This is a genomic window from Colwellia sp. 6M3 (assembly GCF_014077595.1).
Classification (GTDB): Bacteria; Pseudomonadota; Gammaproteobacteria; order Enterobacterales; family Alteromonadaceae; genus Cognaticolwellia.
This window is the reverse complement of sequence record NZ_JACGWF010000020.1, coordinates 1-19,822: the sequence shown is the minus strand read 5'-3', so window position 1 is coordinate 19,822 and position 19,822 is coordinate 1. Positions and strand designations below refer to the sequence as shown.

Here is a 19,822-nt window from a genome sequence, read left to right as displayed (position 1 = left end):
AAGAGCTTTAATTTACCTAACGTTTTACGCTAGTTTATAAGTTATGGGCGATAGACTTTGACATTTGTAAAGCCCGCACCTAATAAATATAGTGCCTGTAATTTACTCATAACACCTTGGTCACAATACAATAAATATTCTTTAGATTTATCTAAATCACCAAATTGAGTCGACAGCTTGTAAAACGGCATGTGCATTATTTCTACACCATCTAACGCTAATGGGTTGTCATCTTCTTCTTCAGGGCTTCTAATATCAAGCACAATTGAATTAGCGGGAATATTATCTAAGGTGTCAACGGCATGAATTTCTTCTTCGCTTTCTTTGCCGATATCGCGAATGTCGAAAATACGTGTTTCTTCAATAACTTTATCAAGAATTGAGAAATCAAAATTAGCTTCTTCAGCTTCAACTTTAGCTAATACCGCCTTGACCGTTGGCTTTTTAGAAATAACACCACAATATTCAGGAATGGTTTTAGCAAAATCTTCCGTACCAATTTTGCGTGCAATATCAATAATATCTTGTTTATCGTAAGCAATTAATGGTCGAAGAATTAACGTTTCGGTTACGCGATCAATTACATTCAAGTTCGTTAATGTTTGACTCGATACTTGTCCTACCGCTTCTCCCGTAATAAGCGCTTGAATGCCCATTTTATTGGCTATTTTCTCGGCGGCTCGCATCATCATGCGTTTAAGCACAACACCCATTAAGCCATTATCAATATTTTCCAATATTTCTTCGACAACAGGTTCAAAATCAACGGCGAAAAATTTAACACGATGTGATGCACCAAATTTGTTCCATAAATAGTAACTAACCTGTTTAACACCAACTTCGTGCGCCGCGCCACCTAAATTAAAGAAACAATAATGCGTACGTGCGCCTTTCTTTATCATTTGATAACTAGCAACACCTGAGTCAAAACCACCCGACATAAGTGACAATACATCTTCTTGCGTAGCAATTGGAAAGCCGCCCATACCTTTGTGGCGTTCGGTAACAATAAATAGATTTTCATTTTTAATTTCAAGGTGCACAGTAAAGTCAGGTTTCGACAATTTTACCCGTGCCGATTCAACCTGTTGATTTAAACCACCACCAACATATTGCTCAACTTTTATAGAGTTAAACTCGTGCTTACCGGTGCGTTTTACACGAACACAAAAGGTTTTATTTTCAATGTTTTGAGCATGTACAGCTGCAGTTTTTTCATAAATATCATGCAAATCAGTAAAGTCTGTCTGCTGAACTTCAAGAAACATTGGGATGCCAGGGATCGATTTTAGGGTATCGATTAATTTTAATCGATTTTCTGGACTATTATTAGCGGTGTTAACTTCAATGTTATCCCAGTTCATTCGCGTTGTAACTTGCTCATCAACACGACGTAAAACGTTTTTTACACTCGACTCTAAAATCTTAGTAAAACGCTTTCGCACCGGACGGCTTTTGATGGTAATTTCAGCCTGTAATTTAACAATAAATTTCATTAACAATAACACCCACACATAGAATGGCGCGCATTATATACTCGTTCGACTATAATTTGCAAAATTTCAGTACTAACAAAGCATGACAACTTCAGACTAAATAATAGTGAAGGAGCAATTATCTACCATAGTTTTTATAGAGACTTACAGGTAAATTCAGACATAAAAAAGGAGTACATCATTTGTACTCCTTGTTAAATTTAATAACTAAGAAAAATTAACCTAACTCATTATTTAATTGATATGGGATCAGTCTCTTTTGCCTTGCCTTGGTTAATAGCAATTTCTACTCGACGATTAAGACGCCTGTTTAACCGGTTGGTATTTGGCACTAAGGGGCGAGTATCTGCATGACCAACAACCAGTAAGCGTGATTGGTCAAAGCCTGGTACTTTAATAATTTCATGAGCAATAGCTACCGCGCGCTTGCTTGATAAATCCCAATTAGAAGTAAATAATTCAGAACTTATGCCTTGGTTATCGGTATTGCCAGAGATCATTATCTCACCAGGTACCGTATTTAATAACAACCCAATTTCGCGCATAATCGGTTTAAACTGTGGCTGCAAAAATGCAGATCCTGAAGGGAATGAACCGTTTTCTCGTATGCGAATAATCACTTGCTGGCCTAAAGACTCGAGCTCAATAGCACCATCCTGAATTTGTTTTTCTAATTGTTCGGCTATTTTTTTCACAAGCTCATTCACTTCTTCTTGTGATGCTTGCTCTAATTCATCTTTCGCCTGTTGAATAGCTTCTAACGACATTGCATCTGCCGTACTTTGTGATTGTCCGCCACGTTCAGCGCCACGTTGCTCTTGTCGACCACCAGCTTCTGTTTCATCACCCGCTTGAAACTCCAACATTTGTTGGGTCATTTCCATAGTTTGCTGTTGAATCACTTCAATGGGTGTTGGTTCAGGCTTACCTGGTCTAAATTCTTGGGCGATAATACTGGTGCCTTTAGGAATATCTTTCACTTCAATTTTATTTTGCACACCAAATGCGAATTTCATCGAGCCAGCAATTTGCTTAAACTTTAAAACGTCCATTTCAGAAAAAGATAAAAGCAACACGAAAAAGCACATCAGCAACGACATTAAGTCAGCGAATGTACCCATCCATGCTGGTAGTCCCGGAGGTGGACATTTACATTTATCGGCCATAATTAACTCCTGCTATTCTTCTGTGGTATCAACAGCACGCTTACCTTCAGCAAGGTAATTTTTCAGCAAACCTTCTATAACGCGTGGGTTTTGACCATCCTGAATACCTAAAACAGCATCAAGTACTAATTCTTGGTTCATTTTTTCTTCCGCTAAACGTAGCTTTAATTTAGCGGCAATGGGTATGGCGATAACGTTCGCTAAGAAGGCTCCATATAGCGTTGTTAAAAGAGCAACAGCCATCGCAGGCCCAATCGCTTTAGGGTCATCCATATTAGATAACATGGCAACCAGACCAATCAAGGTACCTATCATCCCCATCGCAGGTGCAACATCGGCTAATGCCATCATCATGTTGGAGCCCGTTTCATGACGTTCAGTCGTTAGGTCGATATCTTTTTGCATCGTAGCGCGCACCACGTCAGCATCATGACCATCAACTAGCATGTCGACCCCTTTTTGCATAAACGCGTTAGATATTTCAGCTTCTTCTAATGCCAAAAAACCACCTTTGCGAGCTGCATCAGCCATTTCAACTGACTTTTCAATTAGCTCTTCAGGTTTTTCTAGCTTAAACATAAAGGATTTGCCGATGATTTTTCCAATACCGAAAAATTGGCCTAGATTATAATTGGACAACACAACAAATATTGAGCCACCAAATACAATGATCACTGACTGAGCATCTATAAACATGCCAATGTCACCAGCTAGTAACATCGCCATAACCAGTAACCCTATTGCACCGACTATGCCTATTAACGTTGCTAAATCCACAAATGCCTCCGATAAATTTTCTTAGATATACTGATACCAATTGGTATTACTTGTTCGATAATACCTGATGAATAGGTCTTACGCGAATACTTATAGTGTTAGTTATAGCTCTATTATCGCCCATATTGTCAATAACTTAAGAAGATAATATGAATATTAGCAATATTGTCTTAAATTCATCATTAATTGACCCAGCGCCCCAGCTAAGGTAAGTTTGCGCCTAGAGTTCATATCACGCTAACAAAAGTCCATGGCCAGAAAAAAAATAGAAAACTTAAGCTTCGAAGAATCATTGGTTGAATTAGAAGTAATTGTGCAAAATTTAGAACAAGGCGATCTGAATCTTGAAGATTCTATGGCCTTATTTGAGCGTGGTTTGCATTTGAGCCAACACAATCAAGAAAAGCTCAAAGGTGCTGAACAGCAAATCAATATTTTACTCGAAAAAAACGGCCAAGCAACATTAGAAAAATTTAATACTAACGAGACTGATAGCATTGACTAAACTTGCCTTTATTGACGATGTGCAAACACGCATTAATGATTATCTAACTAAAAAGCTCGACAGTTTAGTCATTAACGATGAGAAGCTTTTAGACGCTATGCGTTACGGCTTGCTTATTGGTGGCAAGCGTATGAGGCCTTATTTAGCATATATCACAGGTGCGACTTTAGATGCAGAACAAAGTGATATTGATGGTGTTGCCGCGGCAATAGAATGTATTCATGCTTATTCACTCTTACATGACGACTTACCCGCGATGGATGACGATGATTTGCGCCGTGGGCAATTAACTTGTCATAAAGCCTTTGATGAAGCTACCGCAATTCTCGCTGGAGATAGTTTGCAAACATTAGCTTTTGATATTATCGCTAATCATGATTTTTCTGAAGTTGTGGATAAAAAACGCATAAACTTATTGCGTTACTTGGTAGCCGCTTCAGGTTATCAAGGCATGTGCGGAGGCCAAGCATTAGACTTAGCCGCAACAGATAAAGCCATTTCATTAGCAGAATTAGAAAATTTACACTCATTAAAAACAGGTGCTTTACTTGAAGCTTCAGTAAAAATGGCAGCAGAATGCAGTAATAATGCCACAGCACAAGATAAAGCACAGCTGGCACTTTATGCTAAGCTTGTTGGCTTAGCATACCAAGTACGTGATGATATAATCGATATTACATCAACGGAAGAAGAGCTGGGTAAACCAGCCGGCTCTGATCTTGCTGCCAATAAAAGTACCTACCCTGCATTACTGGGTTTACATGGTGCACAAGAAAAAGCAGAAAACTTATATCAACAAGCACTTCAAGCTTTAGACACTTTGCCCTACAATACACAAAGCTTGTCCGACTTTGCGACTTTCATTGTTAGCCGCAAAAATTAATTTTTAAATTTAATAGAATAATATGACTATAAACCTAGCTGAATATCCTTTACTGGCCAACATTGATTGTCCAGATGATTTGCGCAAATTAAATAAAAATCAATTAACAAAAACCAGCGAAGAGTTAAGGCGTTATCTTTTAAATTCTGTTAGTAAAAGTAGCGGACATTTTGCTTCAGGTTTGGGCACAATTGAATTAACGGTCGCTTTACATTATGTGTACAACACCCCCTTTGATCATTTACTTTGGGATGTTGGCCATCAAGCATATCCTCATAAAATATTAACTGGCCGTCGTGACCAATTACATACCATTCGACAAAAAGATGGTTTGCACCCTTTTCCTTGGCGTGAAGAAAGTGAGTACGACGTACTTAGCGTAGGTCACTCAAGCACGTCAATATCGGCCGCATTAGGTTTAGCTGTTGCAGCTGAACAAGAAGCTAAAAACCGTAAAGTCGTTGCCGTTATTGGTGATGGTGCTATGACAGCAGGTATGGCATTTGAAGCCTTAAACCATGCCGGCGACATCAACAAAGATATGCTAGTTATTTTAAACGATAACGAAATGTCGATTTCAGAAAATGTTGGAGCGTTAAATAATCATTTAGCAAAAATGCTTTCCGGAAGTATTTATACTGGGATCCGCGAAGGTAGTAAGCGCATACTTAACAATATTCCACCGATCAAAGAATTAGCGAGCCGAGCTGAAGAACATTTAAAAGGCATGGTTGTTCCAAGCACTTTCTTTGAAGAACTTGGTTTTAACTATATTGGTCCAATTGATGGTCATGACGTTAATGGTTTAGTCGATACCATCACCAATATGCGTAACCTTAAAGGCCCGCAATTACTCCATATTGCCACCACAAAAGGTAAAGGTTACCAACAAGCCGAGCAAGACCCTATTAAGTACCACGCGGTACCAAAATTTGATCACACTGAAACTAGCTTGCCTAAAAGTGCGCCAAGTTTACCCACCTATTCAGCAATTTTTGGTGATTGGTTATGTAAAGTCGCTGAGCAAGACTCACAACTTGCCGCTATTACGCCAGCCATGCGAGAAGGCTCAGGCATGGTGCAATTTAGCCAACGTTTTCCTAAACAATACTATGATGTTGCGATTGCTGAGCAACATGCAGTTACTTTTGCAGCCGGCTTAGCTATTGGTGGACAAAAACCTGTTGTCGCTATTTATTCAAGCTTTTTACAGCGTGGTTATGATCAATTTATTCATGACGTCGCCATTCAAAATTTACCCGTGTTATTTGCTATTGATAGAGCGGGTATTGTCGGTGCGGATGGCGCGACTCACCAAGGCGCTTTCGACTTAAGTTTTATGCGCTGTATTCCTAACATCACCATCATGACGCCATCTGATGAACGTGAATGCCAACTCATGCTAAATACTGGCTATAAGTTAAACGCGCCTGCAGCCGTACGTTACCCTCGAGGCAGTGGTAATGGAGCAGAGCTTCCTAGCATTGATGAAACCATTGAGCTGGGTAAAGCTAATGTTATTCGTTCATTAGAAAACAAAAGCATTAACAAAAAAATCGCGATACTTAACTTTGGTACAACGTTAGCTGAGGCAACCATTACAGCTGAAACGCTTAATACCACCTTGGTAGATATGCGCTTTGTTAAGCCGTTAGATCAAACGCTAATTCAATCATTATGTGAAAGTCATGATTACATTGTGACCATAGAAGACAACGCTATAGCAGGCGGTGCAGGCTCAGGGGTTAATGAGTATATTCTTAGTCAAGGTATGGCGAAAAAAATTCTCAACATTGGTTTACCAGACAACTTTATTAAACACGGTACACAAGCAGAAATCCATCAGGAATTGGGTTTAGATGCTACTGGCATAATTGATAAAATAAGTAAGTTTATTAATTTATAAATAGCATACACATGCTAAAACGCAGCCACTTTCCATTGAATATGGCTGTGTTTTTTCTATAAAATATAGTGTTGAAGTCGATTACTCAAGAATACTCAAGTCGCTATTTAACTCAATCGTAAGCTTAAAAAAACCTACCTATTTTTCTCAATACTACATTGTTTAATTCACGCTACTTTTCACTATTCTGTTCACAATTCTGATCACAATAGTCATCTGAAAAAAAACATTAAGATGACCAGCCCACTGGCTCATTTAGCACCATCACTTAATCAACTGAAAACATCGATACAATAAACATTGTGCCTAAGAATATTAGTGCTTAAATAGTATAAGATTTAAAGACAAGTGAAAGAAGCTAGACACAAAAAAAGCGATTTGAGTAATATCAAACCGCTTTAAATACTTTCAGCCATGTAGGTCTTATTAAACCATGAAATACTGAACGTATTTCATGGTAAAAAAACGTTAATCAGCAATGTACTCTACTACTTCTAGACCAAAGCCTGAAAGTGAGTGATATTTTGTTTGTGAGCTTAACAGGCGCATTTTACTCACACCTAAATTTGCTAAAATTTGTGAGCCAACACCTACATTGCGTGAGCCGACATGACGTTTCACTTCTTTCACAGTTTCACCTGCGTCAAGCTTGGCGTACTTTTGTACTTGGGCGATTAACTCTAGCGGCGTTTCGTGCTTACCTAATAAGACGAGTACACCACCTTCTTTGCCTATTTTTTCTAAAGCGTCAGCCATTGGCCATTTAGCAACACTTTCACGCTGGCTAAACAGTAAGTCTCTAAAAGTGTTTTCTAAGTGCACACGCACTAACGTTGGCTCTTCAGGCTTAATTTCACCTTTGGTTAAGGCAAAATGTGCTTGGCCGTCAATAGTGTCTTTAAATACCGTTAAATCAAAATCACCAAAGGCGGTTGGTAATTTACATTGAGAAACACGCTCAATAGTTGTTTCGTTGGCATTACGGTATTCAATTAAGTCAGCAATGGTGCCCATTTTTATGCCATGTTTTTCGGCAATAATTTCTAAATCAGGACGACGCGCCATGGTGCCGTCTTCATTTAAAATTTCAACAATAACCGCAGCGGCTTCAAGACCCGCTAAACGAGCTAAATCTACACTAGCTTCCGTATGACCAGCACGATTTAAAACACCGCCATCTTTAGCAATAAGAGGAAAAATATGACCCGGCTGTACAATAGAATTGTGATTAGCATTTTTGCCAACAGCAGCTAAAACAGTTGTAGCACGATCCGCAGCAGAAATACCGGTTGTTACGCCTTCAGCAGCTTCAATAGAAACAGTAAAGTTAGTGGTAAACTGCGCATCATTTTTATCAACCATTAACGGCAGCTTTAAAAGCTCGCAACGCTCTGCTGACATTGGCATACAAATGAGACCACGACCATGGGTTGCCATAAAGTTAATCGCTTCTGGTGTAACTTTTTCTGCCGCCATAATGAAGTCACCTTCATTTTCGCGATCTTCATCATCCATTAAGATGACCATTTTACCATGAGCTATATCGTCGATAATCTCTTGTGGCGTGTGTAAATTCATGACAACCTCTTTATTTAATAAAACCATTACGCGCTAATAACGCATGTGTAACACCTGATGCTTTTGGCTCATCAGCTGTTTGCTTGGTAAGTAATCTTTCAATGTAGCGAGCAATTAAATCTACTTCTAGATTCACTTTAGTGCCCACTTGGTATTTGCTAATAATTGTTTGGTCTGTGGTATGCGGTACAATCGTTAAACGAAATTTATCATCACTTAAGCTGTTTACCGTCAAGCTTGTTCCATCGATCGTTATTGAGCCTTTTTCAGCAATATAGGGTGATAGTTCCTCTGGCATTGTTAGCCAATAGTCTATGCTATTACCTTTATGTTCAATGGCACTAATTTCACTCACTGCATCAACGTGGCCTGATACCATATGGCCACCAAATCGCGTGGTAGGTAACATCGCTTTTTCAAGATTAACACTATCACCAATTTTATAATGCGCTAAACCCGTTCGTGTTAAAGTCTCACTAGAAACGTCGGCACTAAAGCTAGTGTTATCTAAAGCGACCACAGTTAAGCAAATACCATTAGTGGCGATAGAATCACCCAACTTTACATCTGATAAATCTAATGCCGCCGTATTAATGCTAACTCGTGCGCCACCAGCTGAACTATTAATAGCGCTTAATTGCCCTACGGCTTCTATGATCCCTGTAAACATATATTATATCTCGTTGTCTTTATAACTGATGATTTACATTTAAATTTCATACTGATTTATCAGTAAACTGTGCCGTTATTCTGATATCTTTACCTACCAGAGTAACATCGTTAATATTGAGGTTTTTAGCATCTGATAACTGCAATAAAGCAGGCATGTTAACTAAACTTTTACCGTCACTGCCAATAAGTTTTGGCGCTTGATAAAGTATCAGTTCATTAACTAAGTCTTTACTCATAAACGCGCCTGCTAACTTGGCACCAGACTCAATTAATACGTCATTCAAACCTTGTTGAGCCAGATAAGATAATAACTGTTTGAGATCGATATACTCGCTATCTTTAGCCTGAGAAATGGCGACTTGTTCTACAAAATGCGGCCATGTTTGGCTATTTTCAATAGAAGATCTAATTAATAATATTTTACCGCTGGTTTTGAACATAGCGAGATCGGGTGTTAGACGATTTTTACCATCAATAATAATTCGAACCGGTTGTCTAACGTCTGCCTCTGCATAACTGTCTTTTAACTCACCTAGAGAATTCCAACGCACTGTCATTTGGGCATCATCACAAATAACAGAGTCTGCACCACAAATAATGCCACAACTTTGGGCTCTTAATCGTTGCACGTCTTCGCGAGCCTCAGGAGAGGTTATCCACTGACTTTCACCACTGGCCATTGCCGTTTTTCCATCTAAGCTTGCTGCTAATTTACAGCGAACATAGGGGAGCTTAGTCGTCATCAATGTAATAAAACCTAGGTTTAATGCCCTAGCATCTTGCTCTAATAAACCAAATTTTGTGGTGATACCTGCGCTTTTCAGCCGTTCAAGACCACGACCTGATACTCTAGGATCAGGATCAACCATAGCAGCAATAACATGGCCCACTTGCGCCTTAATTAATGCTTCTGCGCAAGGCGGTGTTAACCCAAAATGGCTACAAGGCTCTAACGTAACATATGCTGTAGCACCTTTAGCTTTCGCACCTGCTTGTTTTAAGGCATGAACTTCCGCGTGCCCTTGCCCTGCTTTTTGATGAAACCCTTCGCCAATCACTTCGCCATTAAGCACAATAACACAGCCAACACGCGGGTTAGGCGATGTTGTATAGTGCCCACGCTTTGCCAAATGGATAGCGCGTTGCATAAATTGATGATCTTGTAACGAAAAAGTTTTCATTTTTGACTCAAGGTTAAATCATTTTAGTGTGTTTTATTTCAATATAGCTGGTTAGTCGTCGTCACCTAAGCGTGCAATTTCTTCACCAAACTCTTTAATATCCTCAAACGAGCGATAAACAGAAGCAAAGCGAATATAAGCGACTTTATCTAAACTCTTAAGCTGCTCCATTATGATTGTACCGAGCATTTCACTTGACACTTCACGCTCACCGGTTGCTCGCAGTTGCGATTTCAGTTTATTAATCGACAACTCCATTTGTTCAGTGCTAACCGGTCTTTTTTCTAATGCGCGTAATAAGCCATTTCGCATTTTATCTTCGTTAAAAGGTTCGCGAGAGCCATCACGTTTAATAATGCGTGGCATCACTAATTCAGCGCTTTCAAAAGTGGTATATCTTTCATGACAGGCTAAACATTCACGACGGCGACGCACTTGATGACCGTCTGAGACTAATCGAGAGTCAATAACTTTAGTATCGTTGGCTGAACAAAAGGGGCAATACATTGATAAATTCCGTTGTTAACAAGTCATGAGCATTTTAATGTCAGTATTTTAATTGAAAACAGTTCATTAAGCGAAATAACTTAGCATTATTCGCACTATAACCTAGCAAATAAAAATCAGTCAAAAAAAATGGCCACTAATGTGGCCATTCTAAGTTATTTATTTACGTTTTATAACGTAATTAACCGCTAATTTTTAAACTAACGCTAATTACTTATAAACAGGAAAACGAGCACAAAGTTCACTAACACCAGCTTGAACTTTAGCAATAACATCTTCGTTGTTGATATCATCTAAAATATCGCAGATCCAACCTGTGGTAGTTTTTGTTTCTTCAACACCAAAACCACGACGCGTAATAGCCGGTGTGCCTAAACGTAGTCCTGACGTTACAAATGGTGAACGTGGATCGTTTGGTACAGAGTTTTTATTCACCGTGATATGTGCACGACCTAACGCGGCATCAGCATCTTTACCCGTGATATCTTTATCAATTAAATCAAGCAATAGTAAATGGTTATCAGTACCGTTAGATACAACTTTATATCCGCGTTCTTGTAAAACCGCTACCATCGCTTTAGCGTTATCTAAAACGTTTTGTTGATAAACTTTAAACTCAGGTGCTAATGCTTCTTTAAATGCCACCGCTTTCGCAGCAATAATGTGCATTAATGGTCCGCCTTGACCACCTGGGAATACGGCGCTGTTTAGTTTTTTATAAATCGCTTCATCATTACAACCAGAAACAATTAAACCACCGCGAGGGCCTGCTAAAGTTTTGTGTGTTGTCGTTGTTACCACATGAGCATGTGGAACTGGGTTTGGATATAAACCAGCAGCGACTAAACCGGCAACGTGCGCCATGTCTACGAAAAAGTAAGCATCAACTTTATCAGCAATTTCACGCATACGTGCCCAGTCAACTACACCAGAAAACGCTGAGAAGCCACCAATGATCATTTCTGGTTTATGCTCTAATGCTAAACGCTCTAATTCAACATAATCAATATCGCCAGTTTCAGGGTGTAAACCATATTGAATAGCTTCGTAAGACTTTCCTGAAAAGTTAACATGAGAACCATGAGTTAAGTGACCACCATGAGCCAAGCTCATACCTAATACTTTACCACCTGGAGAAACTAACGCTTGAAAAACAGCTGAGTTTGCTTGAGAGCCAGCATGTGGTTGCACGTTTGCATAAGTAGCACCAAATAGCTCTTTTGCACGATCAATAGCAAGTTGCTCTGCAATATCAACATACTCACAACCACCATAATAACGTTTACCAGGGTAACCTTCGGCATATTTATTGGTTAGCTGTGAACCTTGAGCTTCAAGTACACGTGGACTACAGTAGTTTTCTGAAGCGATGAGTTCAATGTGCTCTTCTTGACGAACAACTTCCTTGCTCATTGCTTGATAAAGTTCTGGATCAAAGTCTGCAATATTCATATCACGTGTAAACATGTTTTATCCTCAAATAGTTTGCCATTGGCAATACAGGGGTGTGGGCGTTAGTTCAAAATTAATTGCGGCATATTTTGCCTGAAATTAAGGTGCTTGTACACGCAAAAACTGCGTGCTGTTAGTTCATTTTGCAATCAAATATACTCTGAAGTGAGCCATAAAAACTTTTACCACTCACTTCAGTAAATAATATCTACAACATACTGCCTAATAAATAACAAAATAACAAATTTTAAACAACATACAAGAGTTAAATTCAAATTAAATTCATCAAGAATAGAAAATACAGGCTTTTATTCAGTATCATGTTCAGATAAGGAAGAGATTAACTTATCTAATTCCATTTTACGTTTGCGGTGAAATAAATGCGTAATTCCCCACATAACGCCGACAGATACATTCATTATAATTAAGCCAAACCAGATTGATTTATCGTTTTGTTTTGCCATTTCAATTACATACCAACTGCCCGCAGGGATTAAAAACCAGCATGAAAATTTGGTTAATCTAATGTAATTAATTGATGATTCAATCCCTTTTATGGCATTTTTAATTGCTAAATCTGGACTTGCAGAGATTTGCTTCCAAGCTTTTAAACGAATCTTTATTTCATAATAAACAAAGACAACAGAACCAATCGTGGCAAAAGTAAGATAGGAGATAGTTGCTTTGTCTTGCGAGTTATTCATCCATAAAACAATCACCACCACAATAAAGGCCATGGTAGCTAAAATATTTATAGCTAATAAAAATTTAGCCCAAAATGTGCGCTTTCTTGTTTGAGTTAATAATGCTTGAACATCAACTTTTTGATACGGCTGACTTTGCCAGTCTTGACGAAGCTCTGCCCAGGTATCATCGGATAATTCAGCTGAGCTATCCGCTTGAGTTTCTTGTTCAGTATTTAGCAACGCTGAAGTTGTCTGACTATTTATTGGGTTTTCATTCTCGCCAGCCAGTTTAATTTTATCGCTTTCTTTGCTCATACTGCCTCCAACAATTGCATTAATTTAGCTTTTGCTCTTTGTAATCTAACACCCACAAGCGTCGTGGTAATGGCGAGCACGTCAGCAATATCTTGATAACTCATGCCTTCAAGCGCTAGGGTGATCACTTGTTGGTGCTCAAGTGTCAACAATCGAATAGCTTGAGCAAGCCGCTGTTGCCTTTGGCTTTGAGCTAACGATTGATAAGGGGTAAGTTGTGGGCAAACAGACATATTCAGCGCCACGCTTTCATGACTTAATTCATCAGTATCTACAGCATTAGAAGTCTGCTCTGTTTTTACTGTTTTGACCGCTTTTGCCACATGGGTTGCTAAAACATTATGGGCAATTCGGGCGATAAAAGTTTTCACTGCTGAATCGGCGCGAAAACTTGGTAAAGCTCGCCATATATTTAAAGCTATCTCTTGAAAGAGCTCTTCTTGAATTGCTGGGGTCGCTTCAAAGCCGTTAATAATATGACGCAAGAGTTTCTCGTGATCAGAAATCCAGTTAATAAATATCTCTTGATTGCTCAATGAATAACCCTGTTTATGTTTAGCCGTTTGAACACAGTTTTGTTTTGTGATGTCTAATTTTACTGGGTTACTCATTTTATACAACATGAACGCTTCGTTACTAACTCAGTGACATTACTACTTTTTCAGAAGTTAACCTTTTTGCTAAAATTAACACCAACCCCACGGTTAACGCTATTGTTGCAACACTGGTGAATAACAATGCACTCCAGTCAATCGGTAAGCCTTTAAATACGTCTTCCATAAGTAATGACTGACCAGAAATAGGCATCCATTCAACCCAGGCAGGTTTATCGTCCATCATCATCAGAGCAAAAGGAATAAAACTAGGAGCCATTATCAACATAGTTACCGTTGACTGTGCTTCTTTAAAACTCTTGGCTTGAAAAGCAAACAATAACTGCAGTGAAGCTGCGAGAAAACAAATAGGAACCAATAGCATCAGTAAAATTACAAAGGTACTCGCGTCAATACTGAACGTTGCCCCTATTTTAGTAAGATCAACAAAATTCATCGCAACGGAGGTAAGCACCAGCATTAATATAATAGAGATAATTGAAATTGAGCTTGCACAACTTAACTTAGCTAGTACTATTTTTAGCGTACTCACTGGCTGACACAATAACATTTCCAATACATTACGCTCGCGTTCGCCCGCACTTGAGTCAATAGCAACAGGCAAGCCCGACATAAATGCCGCCATCATTAAATATACACCTAAAATTAAGGTGATCATCATCGCATTACTGCTGGGAAGGGCCGTGTCTTGTTCAAGTAGCTTAATTGGCTGTAATAGCTTGGTATCAATACCACGAACTAATAGACGCTTGTAACCAATAGCCAACGAGTGTTGGCTAATCACATCTTTAATTCGGCGAATAGGCGTAGAAAGTGACTTCTCGTTGTAGTCGGCTCGCAAAGTTAGTTCGATAGGTTTACCAGCGGCCATATCGGCAGCAAACGAGTCTGGAATAGTGAGCTCAATATTACGTTCATTCCAGTTACGCTCTTCATCAGCGGGTACATCAGCAAACGATAAAATATTCTCGTCTATCATTGCCTTAATTAATTTCGGTGCGTACTGTTCACCACTGTATTTCACATAGACAGCGGGGTTATCAACCGCCTCTTTAATCGCCACATTTAACATCACCATGATCATGACTGGCATAAGTAATGCCATGCTCATCGCAACCATTAATGCACGCCTGTCTCGAAAGGCCTCTTTAAATTCTTTCACCATTAAGGCTTTTAATTGCATCATGCTGCTACTCCTTCATCCGAGCCAATTAATTTAACGAAAGCCTCTTCGAGAAGGCTTTCTCCTGCTAAATCACATAACTCTTGCGGTGTACCTTGCGCTGCTAGTTTGCCGTTAGAGACAATAATCACGCGATCACATAACGCCGCAACTTCTTGCATTACATGTGAGGAGAATAAAATACAGTGACCTTTTTCTTTGAATTTAGCTAAATGGTTACGCAATATGCGTGTACTCATAACATCTAAGCCGCGAGTGGGTTCGTCGAGTACAAAGTTTTTCGGTTGATGCACTAAAGCCTGAGCTAATGTCACTTTCATCCGCTGTCCTTGAGAAAACCCTACTGTTTTACGATGTGCTAATTCTGTCATTTCTAAATCTGCTAATATTTGTTCAATAGCGGCATGCTTATTCGCGCCTTTCATACCGTGAATACTGGCAAAGTAGTCAATTTGCTCATAAGCAGTTAGGCGTTCGTATAAACCAAATTTGTCTGGAAAAATACCTAACAGTTTTCGCGCCTTTATCGGCTCTTCTGTTACTTTTATGCCATCAATAGTTGCATAACCTTCATCAGCGCGAAGTAAGCCATAAAGCGTTCGCAGACAAGTGGTTTTTCCTGCGCCATTAGGGCCTAAAATACCGGTAATTTCACCGTCTTTAGCGGTAAAAGACAATCCGTCTAGGGCTTTAACGGTATTTTTCTTACTCACAAAACTTTTATGTAAGTTATTAACTTCAATCATGATTTACTCCTTTGCGGTTGTTGGCATAGCGTGCGGCTTTACTTCTGGGAATGCACCGCCATTTAAACCCACCATAAATGACTCATCAGGAATTTCTTCTAAACATGACTCATCAAGTTCCTTTGGTGTTTGCTGTGTTAAAAATTCATTTACAATTTGAATACCACACACGGTAGAAGCAACTATGTGTGCATTATTTTTAGAAATAATGTGATGACTATTGGGTAAGTTTTCATGCGACTTCTCACCATTACTCGCAGGGGTCACAGGGTCTAGCTCGCCTGACATAATAAGAGTTGGAATATCGGCATCAACCGTTTGATAAAAGTCATCGCTGGGCTGATATTTAGGCCAAACAGAACAAACTTTGGCGACCATTTCTAAACTCATACCTTGAGCAAAATCATTATCAGCATCTGTGGCTTTCATGTTAGTTGATATTTTTGGAAAATCTTCATTGCATACGATATTAAAATGCAAACCAACATAGACCCCCATTCCACCTTCACTTTGCGCAATTAACCCCGCCAGTGGTTTATAGTTTCCGATGTAGGCTTGGTGAATTAACAGCGGCACTAATCCTCGAGTTTCCATAGAGTACAATTGCATTTGTAAGCTCGAAATAAATTTATCATTATTGATATTAAAAACCGTATTCGTTCCCAACCTTGGGTGCGCAATTTCAACACTTACCGGTGCTTTAGATAATTTGTCTGTAATAGCATTAAATTCTGTTAACAATGCCGGATATTCTGCTGCACAGCTGGGTTCATTTTGGCAGTTATCGATTAACTTTTTAAAAGATTGTTCAGCACTTTTGCCAAATAAGCCAATAGGTACTTCTATTGGACCAACGCTATCGAGTACCACACTTTTTAACGACTCTGGAAACATGCGCATATAAACTAAGCCAGCACGTGTTCCGTATGAGCCACCATAAATGTGTACCTGTTTATGCCCTAACGCCGCTCGAACAGCGTCAAAATCCCGGATAGCATTTTCTGAGTTGTATTGGCTTAAGTCACCTTTAAGCTTTTCTAAGCATTGTTCTATGTCAGCAACTGAAAAGTCTTCCGGTAAACTAGTGTATGGGTTAACTTCTAACGAATCTTCACATTGCAAAGGATTAGATTTCCCTGTGCCACGCTGATCAATCAAAATTAAATCGCGTGTTTTTCTAATTTCATTAAAACCACGATATATATGTGCAGAAAGTTCAGCGGCGGCTTGGCCGGGTCCGCCAGCAAGAAACATTAATGGTAGCTTGTCCTGACTCTTATCAATCGCAGGTAAAACAACAAAGTTGATGTTTAATGTAGTGCCATCGGGTTTAGCATAATTTTCAAGAGTGCTATACGAGCCACATTGCACTTGTTGTCTAATACCTTTTACATGACAACTTTTCAATAACAGCTGTGGCTTTTCAATTTCTTCAGCAAAACCACTATTTGATAACGCCAATAGCAGACTCACACTAAACAAAGCTTTCCAATTTATCTTCATTTTGACTTCCTTTTAAAATACTGACTACTTAGTCGCAGTAACGGTGACTTTATTACACTTTTTTTAAAATTAAATTTTATACGCTATATTTTGCATGTATTTATGAATAATCCCGCTTCAAAAGCCAGAGAATTAGAATTTATTTCCAGCCACTTAAACATCACCTTAATATATGCTGTTGTCTCAATCCGTGTGTCATAAGTGATCAAATTTAAAATAAGTACGTTGGTTGCTACAAGCGTTTAGCCATTTATGTCTGCACTTTAACCTTCACGCTCTTTATTCAGAGCATGACACTTGATAAATAGTGCGCTAATGCATTAAAAAAACGCAATTACACGAAATAAAATAATTAATTATTCACATACTCTTAAAATAACGATAAAGTCTATTACAGGAATTAACCGCCAAGTAAGAGGATGACTGATGGAATTAAATCAGTGGGTAGATGAACTATTTGAAGTGTTTGATGAAGACAAGGATGGGGTTATCAATAGAAGTGAATTTGTCGAATTGATTGACTGCTTGTTACAGGATAAAGGTATTCGCATGTGTGAAACCATATTCAATCGCTTTGATAAAAATCATGATAACTCAATTTCAAAAGATGAGTTACGTGAAATGGTTATCGACCTAGCATTGTAACTCTTATTTGCGCTTATACTTTACTTGCTTTTTATAAGCGCAAATTTTAATTAAAAGAGCATATAAAATAATAGTCAAATAACTTTATTTATTTGTGCCTTTTGTTTAGATAAAAATTCTCTGTCATACCTTTAGTTTTGAACTTGTGTAAATAAGTTCGATATTAACCTGCGTTTTACATCACAATTTTTTTTATTGCGATACTTTCTGTTCTCCCTTCGTTAAAAAATCCTCCTTAGTTATTCATTTTATTAGCATAATATAAATTAAATTGTTATCAAAAGAGCCAAAGGTCAGACCACTAGTAATATGCATTGTGGTTTGCTATGATACTCAGCGTACACATGTACACTGAAATAGGATTATATAACGTGCAAACTCAAGAATATGGTTTAGCAGAAGAAATTATCAATGCAGTAAGTCATGGACTAGCAGCATTGCTTAGTGTTGCTGGCTTAACACTTTTAGTCACTTTAGCTTGGATACAAGCTGACATAGTAAAAGTTGTCAGCTTTAGTATTTATGGTGTCAGTTTGGTGTTACTTTTTAGCGCCTCTACGCTATATCATGCGTTATTGCATGAAAAGGCAAAAAGTATATTTAAACTGCTCGATCATTGCGCTATTTACTTATTAATTGCCGGCACATATACCCCATTAATGTTAGTTACATTAGCCGACGATATTGGCCCGTCAGTATTAGCCATTATTTGGACTTTAGCCATATTGGGCATAGTTTTTAAGATTAAATTTGGTAATAAATATAAAAAGCTCTCGCTTTCAACTTATTTAGGGCTTGGCTTAATTTCACTAACGTTTATCGGTAAACTAAATGATAAACTCGCACCAGAAGGTATGTTTTTACTCGCCTTAGGTGGAATTATTTATGGGCTAGGAACTATTTTTTATGTGAGAAAAAACTCAAAGTTTAGCCACGCAATTTGGCACTTTTTTGTGTTTTCAGCCGCTGTTTGTCACTTTTTTATGATATTTTTCTACGTACTTTAATGGCAGGTATTATAAATTTAAAACCTTAAATTCATCTCTTAAGTAATGTTGTGACTCATTGATAACAAATGACGTTCAAATACTAACAATGTGTTAGCAAAACTCTTTTGGCCTAAGCCCAAGCGAAAATAATTACCTGTTAAACCAAATAAGTCGCTTGGCAACAAAAGCACACCACTTTGTTGAGTAAAGTTAGAACACCAACGTTTCATTTCGACAATATTCTTAACTTCAACTAACGTCAATATACCCGCTTTGGGTGGTTTCCAACTTAGCTTGTCTGAATGTCTCGCCATAAACTCCGTAAACAACTTAATATTATTAAGTATAATGTTGTTGTTAATAACCAAAATTTCACGGCGATTTTGCAGTGCTAAACAAGCCAACTTTTCATCGACTTTAGAGCAACAAATAGCATTTACCGCTTTAATCGCAATTAGGCTATCTAGTAGTTCATTATTCGATGTGATTGCCCAACCAATACGAATACCGGCTAAACCTAAACTTTTCGACATAACCCCAACTACAATACTTTTTTGATAATCTAAATACCGATGCGCTAAAGCTAGACCATGATAATTACTCGCTTGAGAAACATCATCACTTAATAAGTAACATTGGTATTGTTGCGCTAATTGCAGTATTTGATCGGCCAGTTCAGTCGTTATAATACTGCCTGTTGGGTTGTGTGGAGAATTAACCACGATGAGTTTAGTTTTATCGTTCACCACATGTTTGAAGTCGTTAATATTAACTTGCCAATTATTATCAGCACAAAGCGGTATTTCTCGAACCACAACCCCCATCGACTTTGCCATATCAACCAAAGAAGGGTAACTAGGCGTCATAACTACCAATTCATCTCCTGCATTTAACACGCTATGATAAATAGCTGACAATACTTCCTGTGCACCACAAAATGTTATGGCACTCTCTGCTTTAATGACTTTACGATGGCAGTTTAATTCTTGATGAAAATCAACTATTTCTTGTCGTAATG

General features: G+C 38.4%; 19 protein-coding genes. 5 read left to right on the top strand and 14 right to left on the bottom strand.

Annotated elements, in window-relative coordinates:
- Window positions 1-41: 41 nt before the first annotated feature.
- From thiI to pomA, 3 genes are all read right to left on the bottom strand, one after another.
- Window positions 42-1,496, bottom strand: a complete 1,455-nt coding sequence (gene thiI, locus H4J50_RS06415; RefSeq protein ID WP_108457180.1) for a tRNA uracil 4-sulfurtransferase ThiI — start codon at window positions 1,494-1,496, stop codon at window positions 42-44.
- Between the two features lie 230 nt (window positions 1,497-1,726).
- Window positions 1,727-2,662 carry a flagellar motor protein MotB gene (locus H4J50_RS06410; protein ID WP_108457181.1) on the bottom strand — a complete coding sequence of 312 codons (936 nt, stop codon included), beginning with the start codon at window positions 2,660-2,662 and terminating at the stop codon, window positions 1,727-1,729.
- A gap of 12 nt (window positions 2,663-2,674) precedes the next feature.
- Complete coding sequence (gene pomA / locus H4J50_RS06405; RefSeq protein ID WP_108457182.1) at window positions 2,675-3,439, bottom strand: flagellar motor protein PomA; 765 nt, start codon at window positions 3,437-3,439, stop codon at window positions 2,675-2,677.
- A gap of 250 nt (window positions 3,440-3,689) precedes the next feature.
- Here pomA and xseB point away from each other — a divergent pair, with 250 nt between their 5' ends.
- From xseB to dxs, 3 genes are read left to right on the top strand one after another with little or no spacing between them, the layout of a single operon-like run.
- Window positions 3,690-3,944: an exodeoxyribonuclease VII small subunit gene (gene xseB, locus H4J50_RS06400; RefSeq protein WP_182255188.1), complete on the top strand. Its 255-nt coding sequence runs from the start codon at window positions 3,690-3,692 to the stop codon at window positions 3,942-3,944.
- Entirely contained in the window at window positions 3,937-4,827 is an 891-nt protein-coding gene (ispA, locus tag H4J50_RS06395; RefSeq protein ID WP_182255186.1) for a (2E,6E)-farnesyl diphosphate synthase, read from the top strand. The genes xseB and ispA overlap by 8 nt, the downstream gene beginning before the upstream one ends.
- A 22-nt stretch (window positions 4,828-4,849) precedes the next feature.
- On the top strand, window positions 4,850-6,733 hold the full coding sequence (dxs, locus tag H4J50_RS06390) for a 1-deoxy-D-xylulose-5-phosphate synthase (protein ID WP_182255184.1): 1,884 nt from the start codon (window positions 4,850-4,852) through the stop codon (window positions 6,731-6,733).
- Between the two features lie 468 nt (window positions 6,734-7,201).
- Here dxs and ribBA read toward each other — a convergent pair whose 3' ends face one another.
- The 10 genes from ribBA to H4J50_RS06340 form a co-directional block, all read right to left on the bottom strand.
- Entirely contained in the window at window positions 7,202-8,311 is a 1,110-nt protein-coding gene (gene ribBA, locus H4J50_RS06385; protein ID WP_108457883.1) for a bifunctional 3,4-dihydroxy-2-butanone-4-phosphate synthase/GTP cyclohydrolase II, read from the bottom strand.
- A gap of 10 nt (window positions 8,312-8,321) precedes the next feature.
- Complete coding sequence (locus tag H4J50_RS06380; RefSeq protein WP_108457186.1) at window positions 8,322-8,981, bottom strand: riboflavin synthase; 660 nt, start codon at window positions 8,979-8,981, stop codon at window positions 8,322-8,324.
- Window positions 8,982-9,027: 46 nt separating this feature from the next.
- The gene (gene ribD, locus H4J50_RS06375) at window positions 9,028-10,164 is read right to left on the bottom strand and encodes a bifunctional diaminohydroxyphosphoribosylaminopyrimidine deaminase/5-amino-6-(5-phosphoribosylamino)uracil reductase RibD (protein ID WP_259366181.1); all 1,137 of its coding nucleotides are present in this window, start codon (window positions 10,162-10,164) and stop codon (window positions 9,028-9,030) included.
- Between the two features lie 51 nt (window positions 10,165-10,215).
- Complete coding sequence (gene nrdR, locus H4J50_RS06370) at window positions 10,216-10,671, bottom strand: transcriptional regulator NrdR (protein ID WP_108457187.1); 456 nt, start codon at window positions 10,669-10,671, stop codon at window positions 10,216-10,218.
- Window positions 10,672-10,881: 210 nt separating this feature from the next.
- A complete protein-coding gene (gene glyA, locus H4J50_RS06365; RefSeq protein ID WP_108457188.1) occupies window positions 10,882-12,138 on the bottom strand; it encodes a serine hydroxymethyltransferase in 1,257 nt (418 codons plus the stop codon).
- A 293-nt stretch (window positions 12,139-12,431) separates the two neighbouring features.
- Window positions 12,432-13,124, bottom strand: coding sequence for a hypothetical protein (locus H4J50_RS06360; RefSeq protein ID WP_182255182.1), 693 nt, complete (start codon window positions 13,122-13,124; stop codon window positions 12,432-12,434).
- Window positions 13,121-13,747, bottom strand: coding sequence for an RNA polymerase sigma factor (locus tag H4J50_RS06355; protein ID WP_259366180.1), 627 nt, complete (start codon window positions 13,745-13,747; stop codon window positions 13,121-13,123). The genes H4J50_RS06360 and H4J50_RS06355 overlap by 4 nt, the downstream gene beginning before the upstream one ends.
- Before the next feature lie 13 nt (window positions 13,748-13,760).
- Window positions 13,761-14,924 carry an ABC transporter permease gene (locus H4J50_RS06350; protein ID WP_108457190.1) on the bottom strand — a complete coding sequence of 388 codons (1,164 nt, stop codon included), beginning with the start codon at window positions 14,922-14,924 and terminating at the stop codon, window positions 13,761-13,763.
- Window positions 14,921-15,667, bottom strand: coding sequence for an ATP-binding cassette domain-containing protein (locus H4J50_RS06345; RefSeq protein WP_108457191.1), 747 nt, complete (start codon window positions 15,665-15,667; stop codon window positions 14,921-14,923). Before H4J50_RS06345 ends, H4J50_RS06350 begins: the two co-directional genes overlap by 4 nt.
- A gap of 3 nt (window positions 15,668-15,670) precedes the next feature.
- Window positions 15,671-17,170 (bottom strand): alpha/beta fold hydrolase, encoded by a 1,500-nt coding sequence (locus H4J50_RS06340; protein WP_182255180.1) that lies wholly within the window; start codon window positions 17,168-17,170, stop codon window positions 15,671-15,673.
- 426 nt (window positions 17,171-17,596) lie between these two features.
- Here H4J50_RS06340 and H4J50_RS06335 point away from each other — a divergent pair, with 426 nt between their 5' ends.
- Both H4J50_RS06335 and H4J50_RS06330 read left to right on the top strand, forming a co-directional pair.
- The gene (locus tag H4J50_RS06335; RefSeq protein ID WP_077286225.1) at window positions 17,597-17,815 is read left to right on the top strand and encodes an EF-hand domain-containing protein; all 219 of its coding nucleotides are present in this window, start codon (window positions 17,597-17,599) and stop codon (window positions 17,813-17,815) included.
- Window positions 17,816-18,186: 371 nt separating this feature from the next.
- Window positions 18,187-18,822 (top strand): hemolysin III family protein, encoded by a 636-nt coding sequence (locus tag H4J50_RS06330; RefSeq protein ID WP_239059019.1) that lies wholly within the window; start codon window positions 18,187-18,189, stop codon window positions 18,820-18,822.
- 38 nt (window positions 18,823-18,860) lie between these two features.
- Here H4J50_RS06330 and H4J50_RS06325 read toward each other — a convergent pair.
- A partial coding sequence (locus H4J50_RS06325) for a pyridoxal phosphate-dependent aminotransferase (RefSeq protein ID WP_182255178.1) occupies window positions 18,861-19,822 on the bottom strand: 962 nt, incomplete at its 5' end.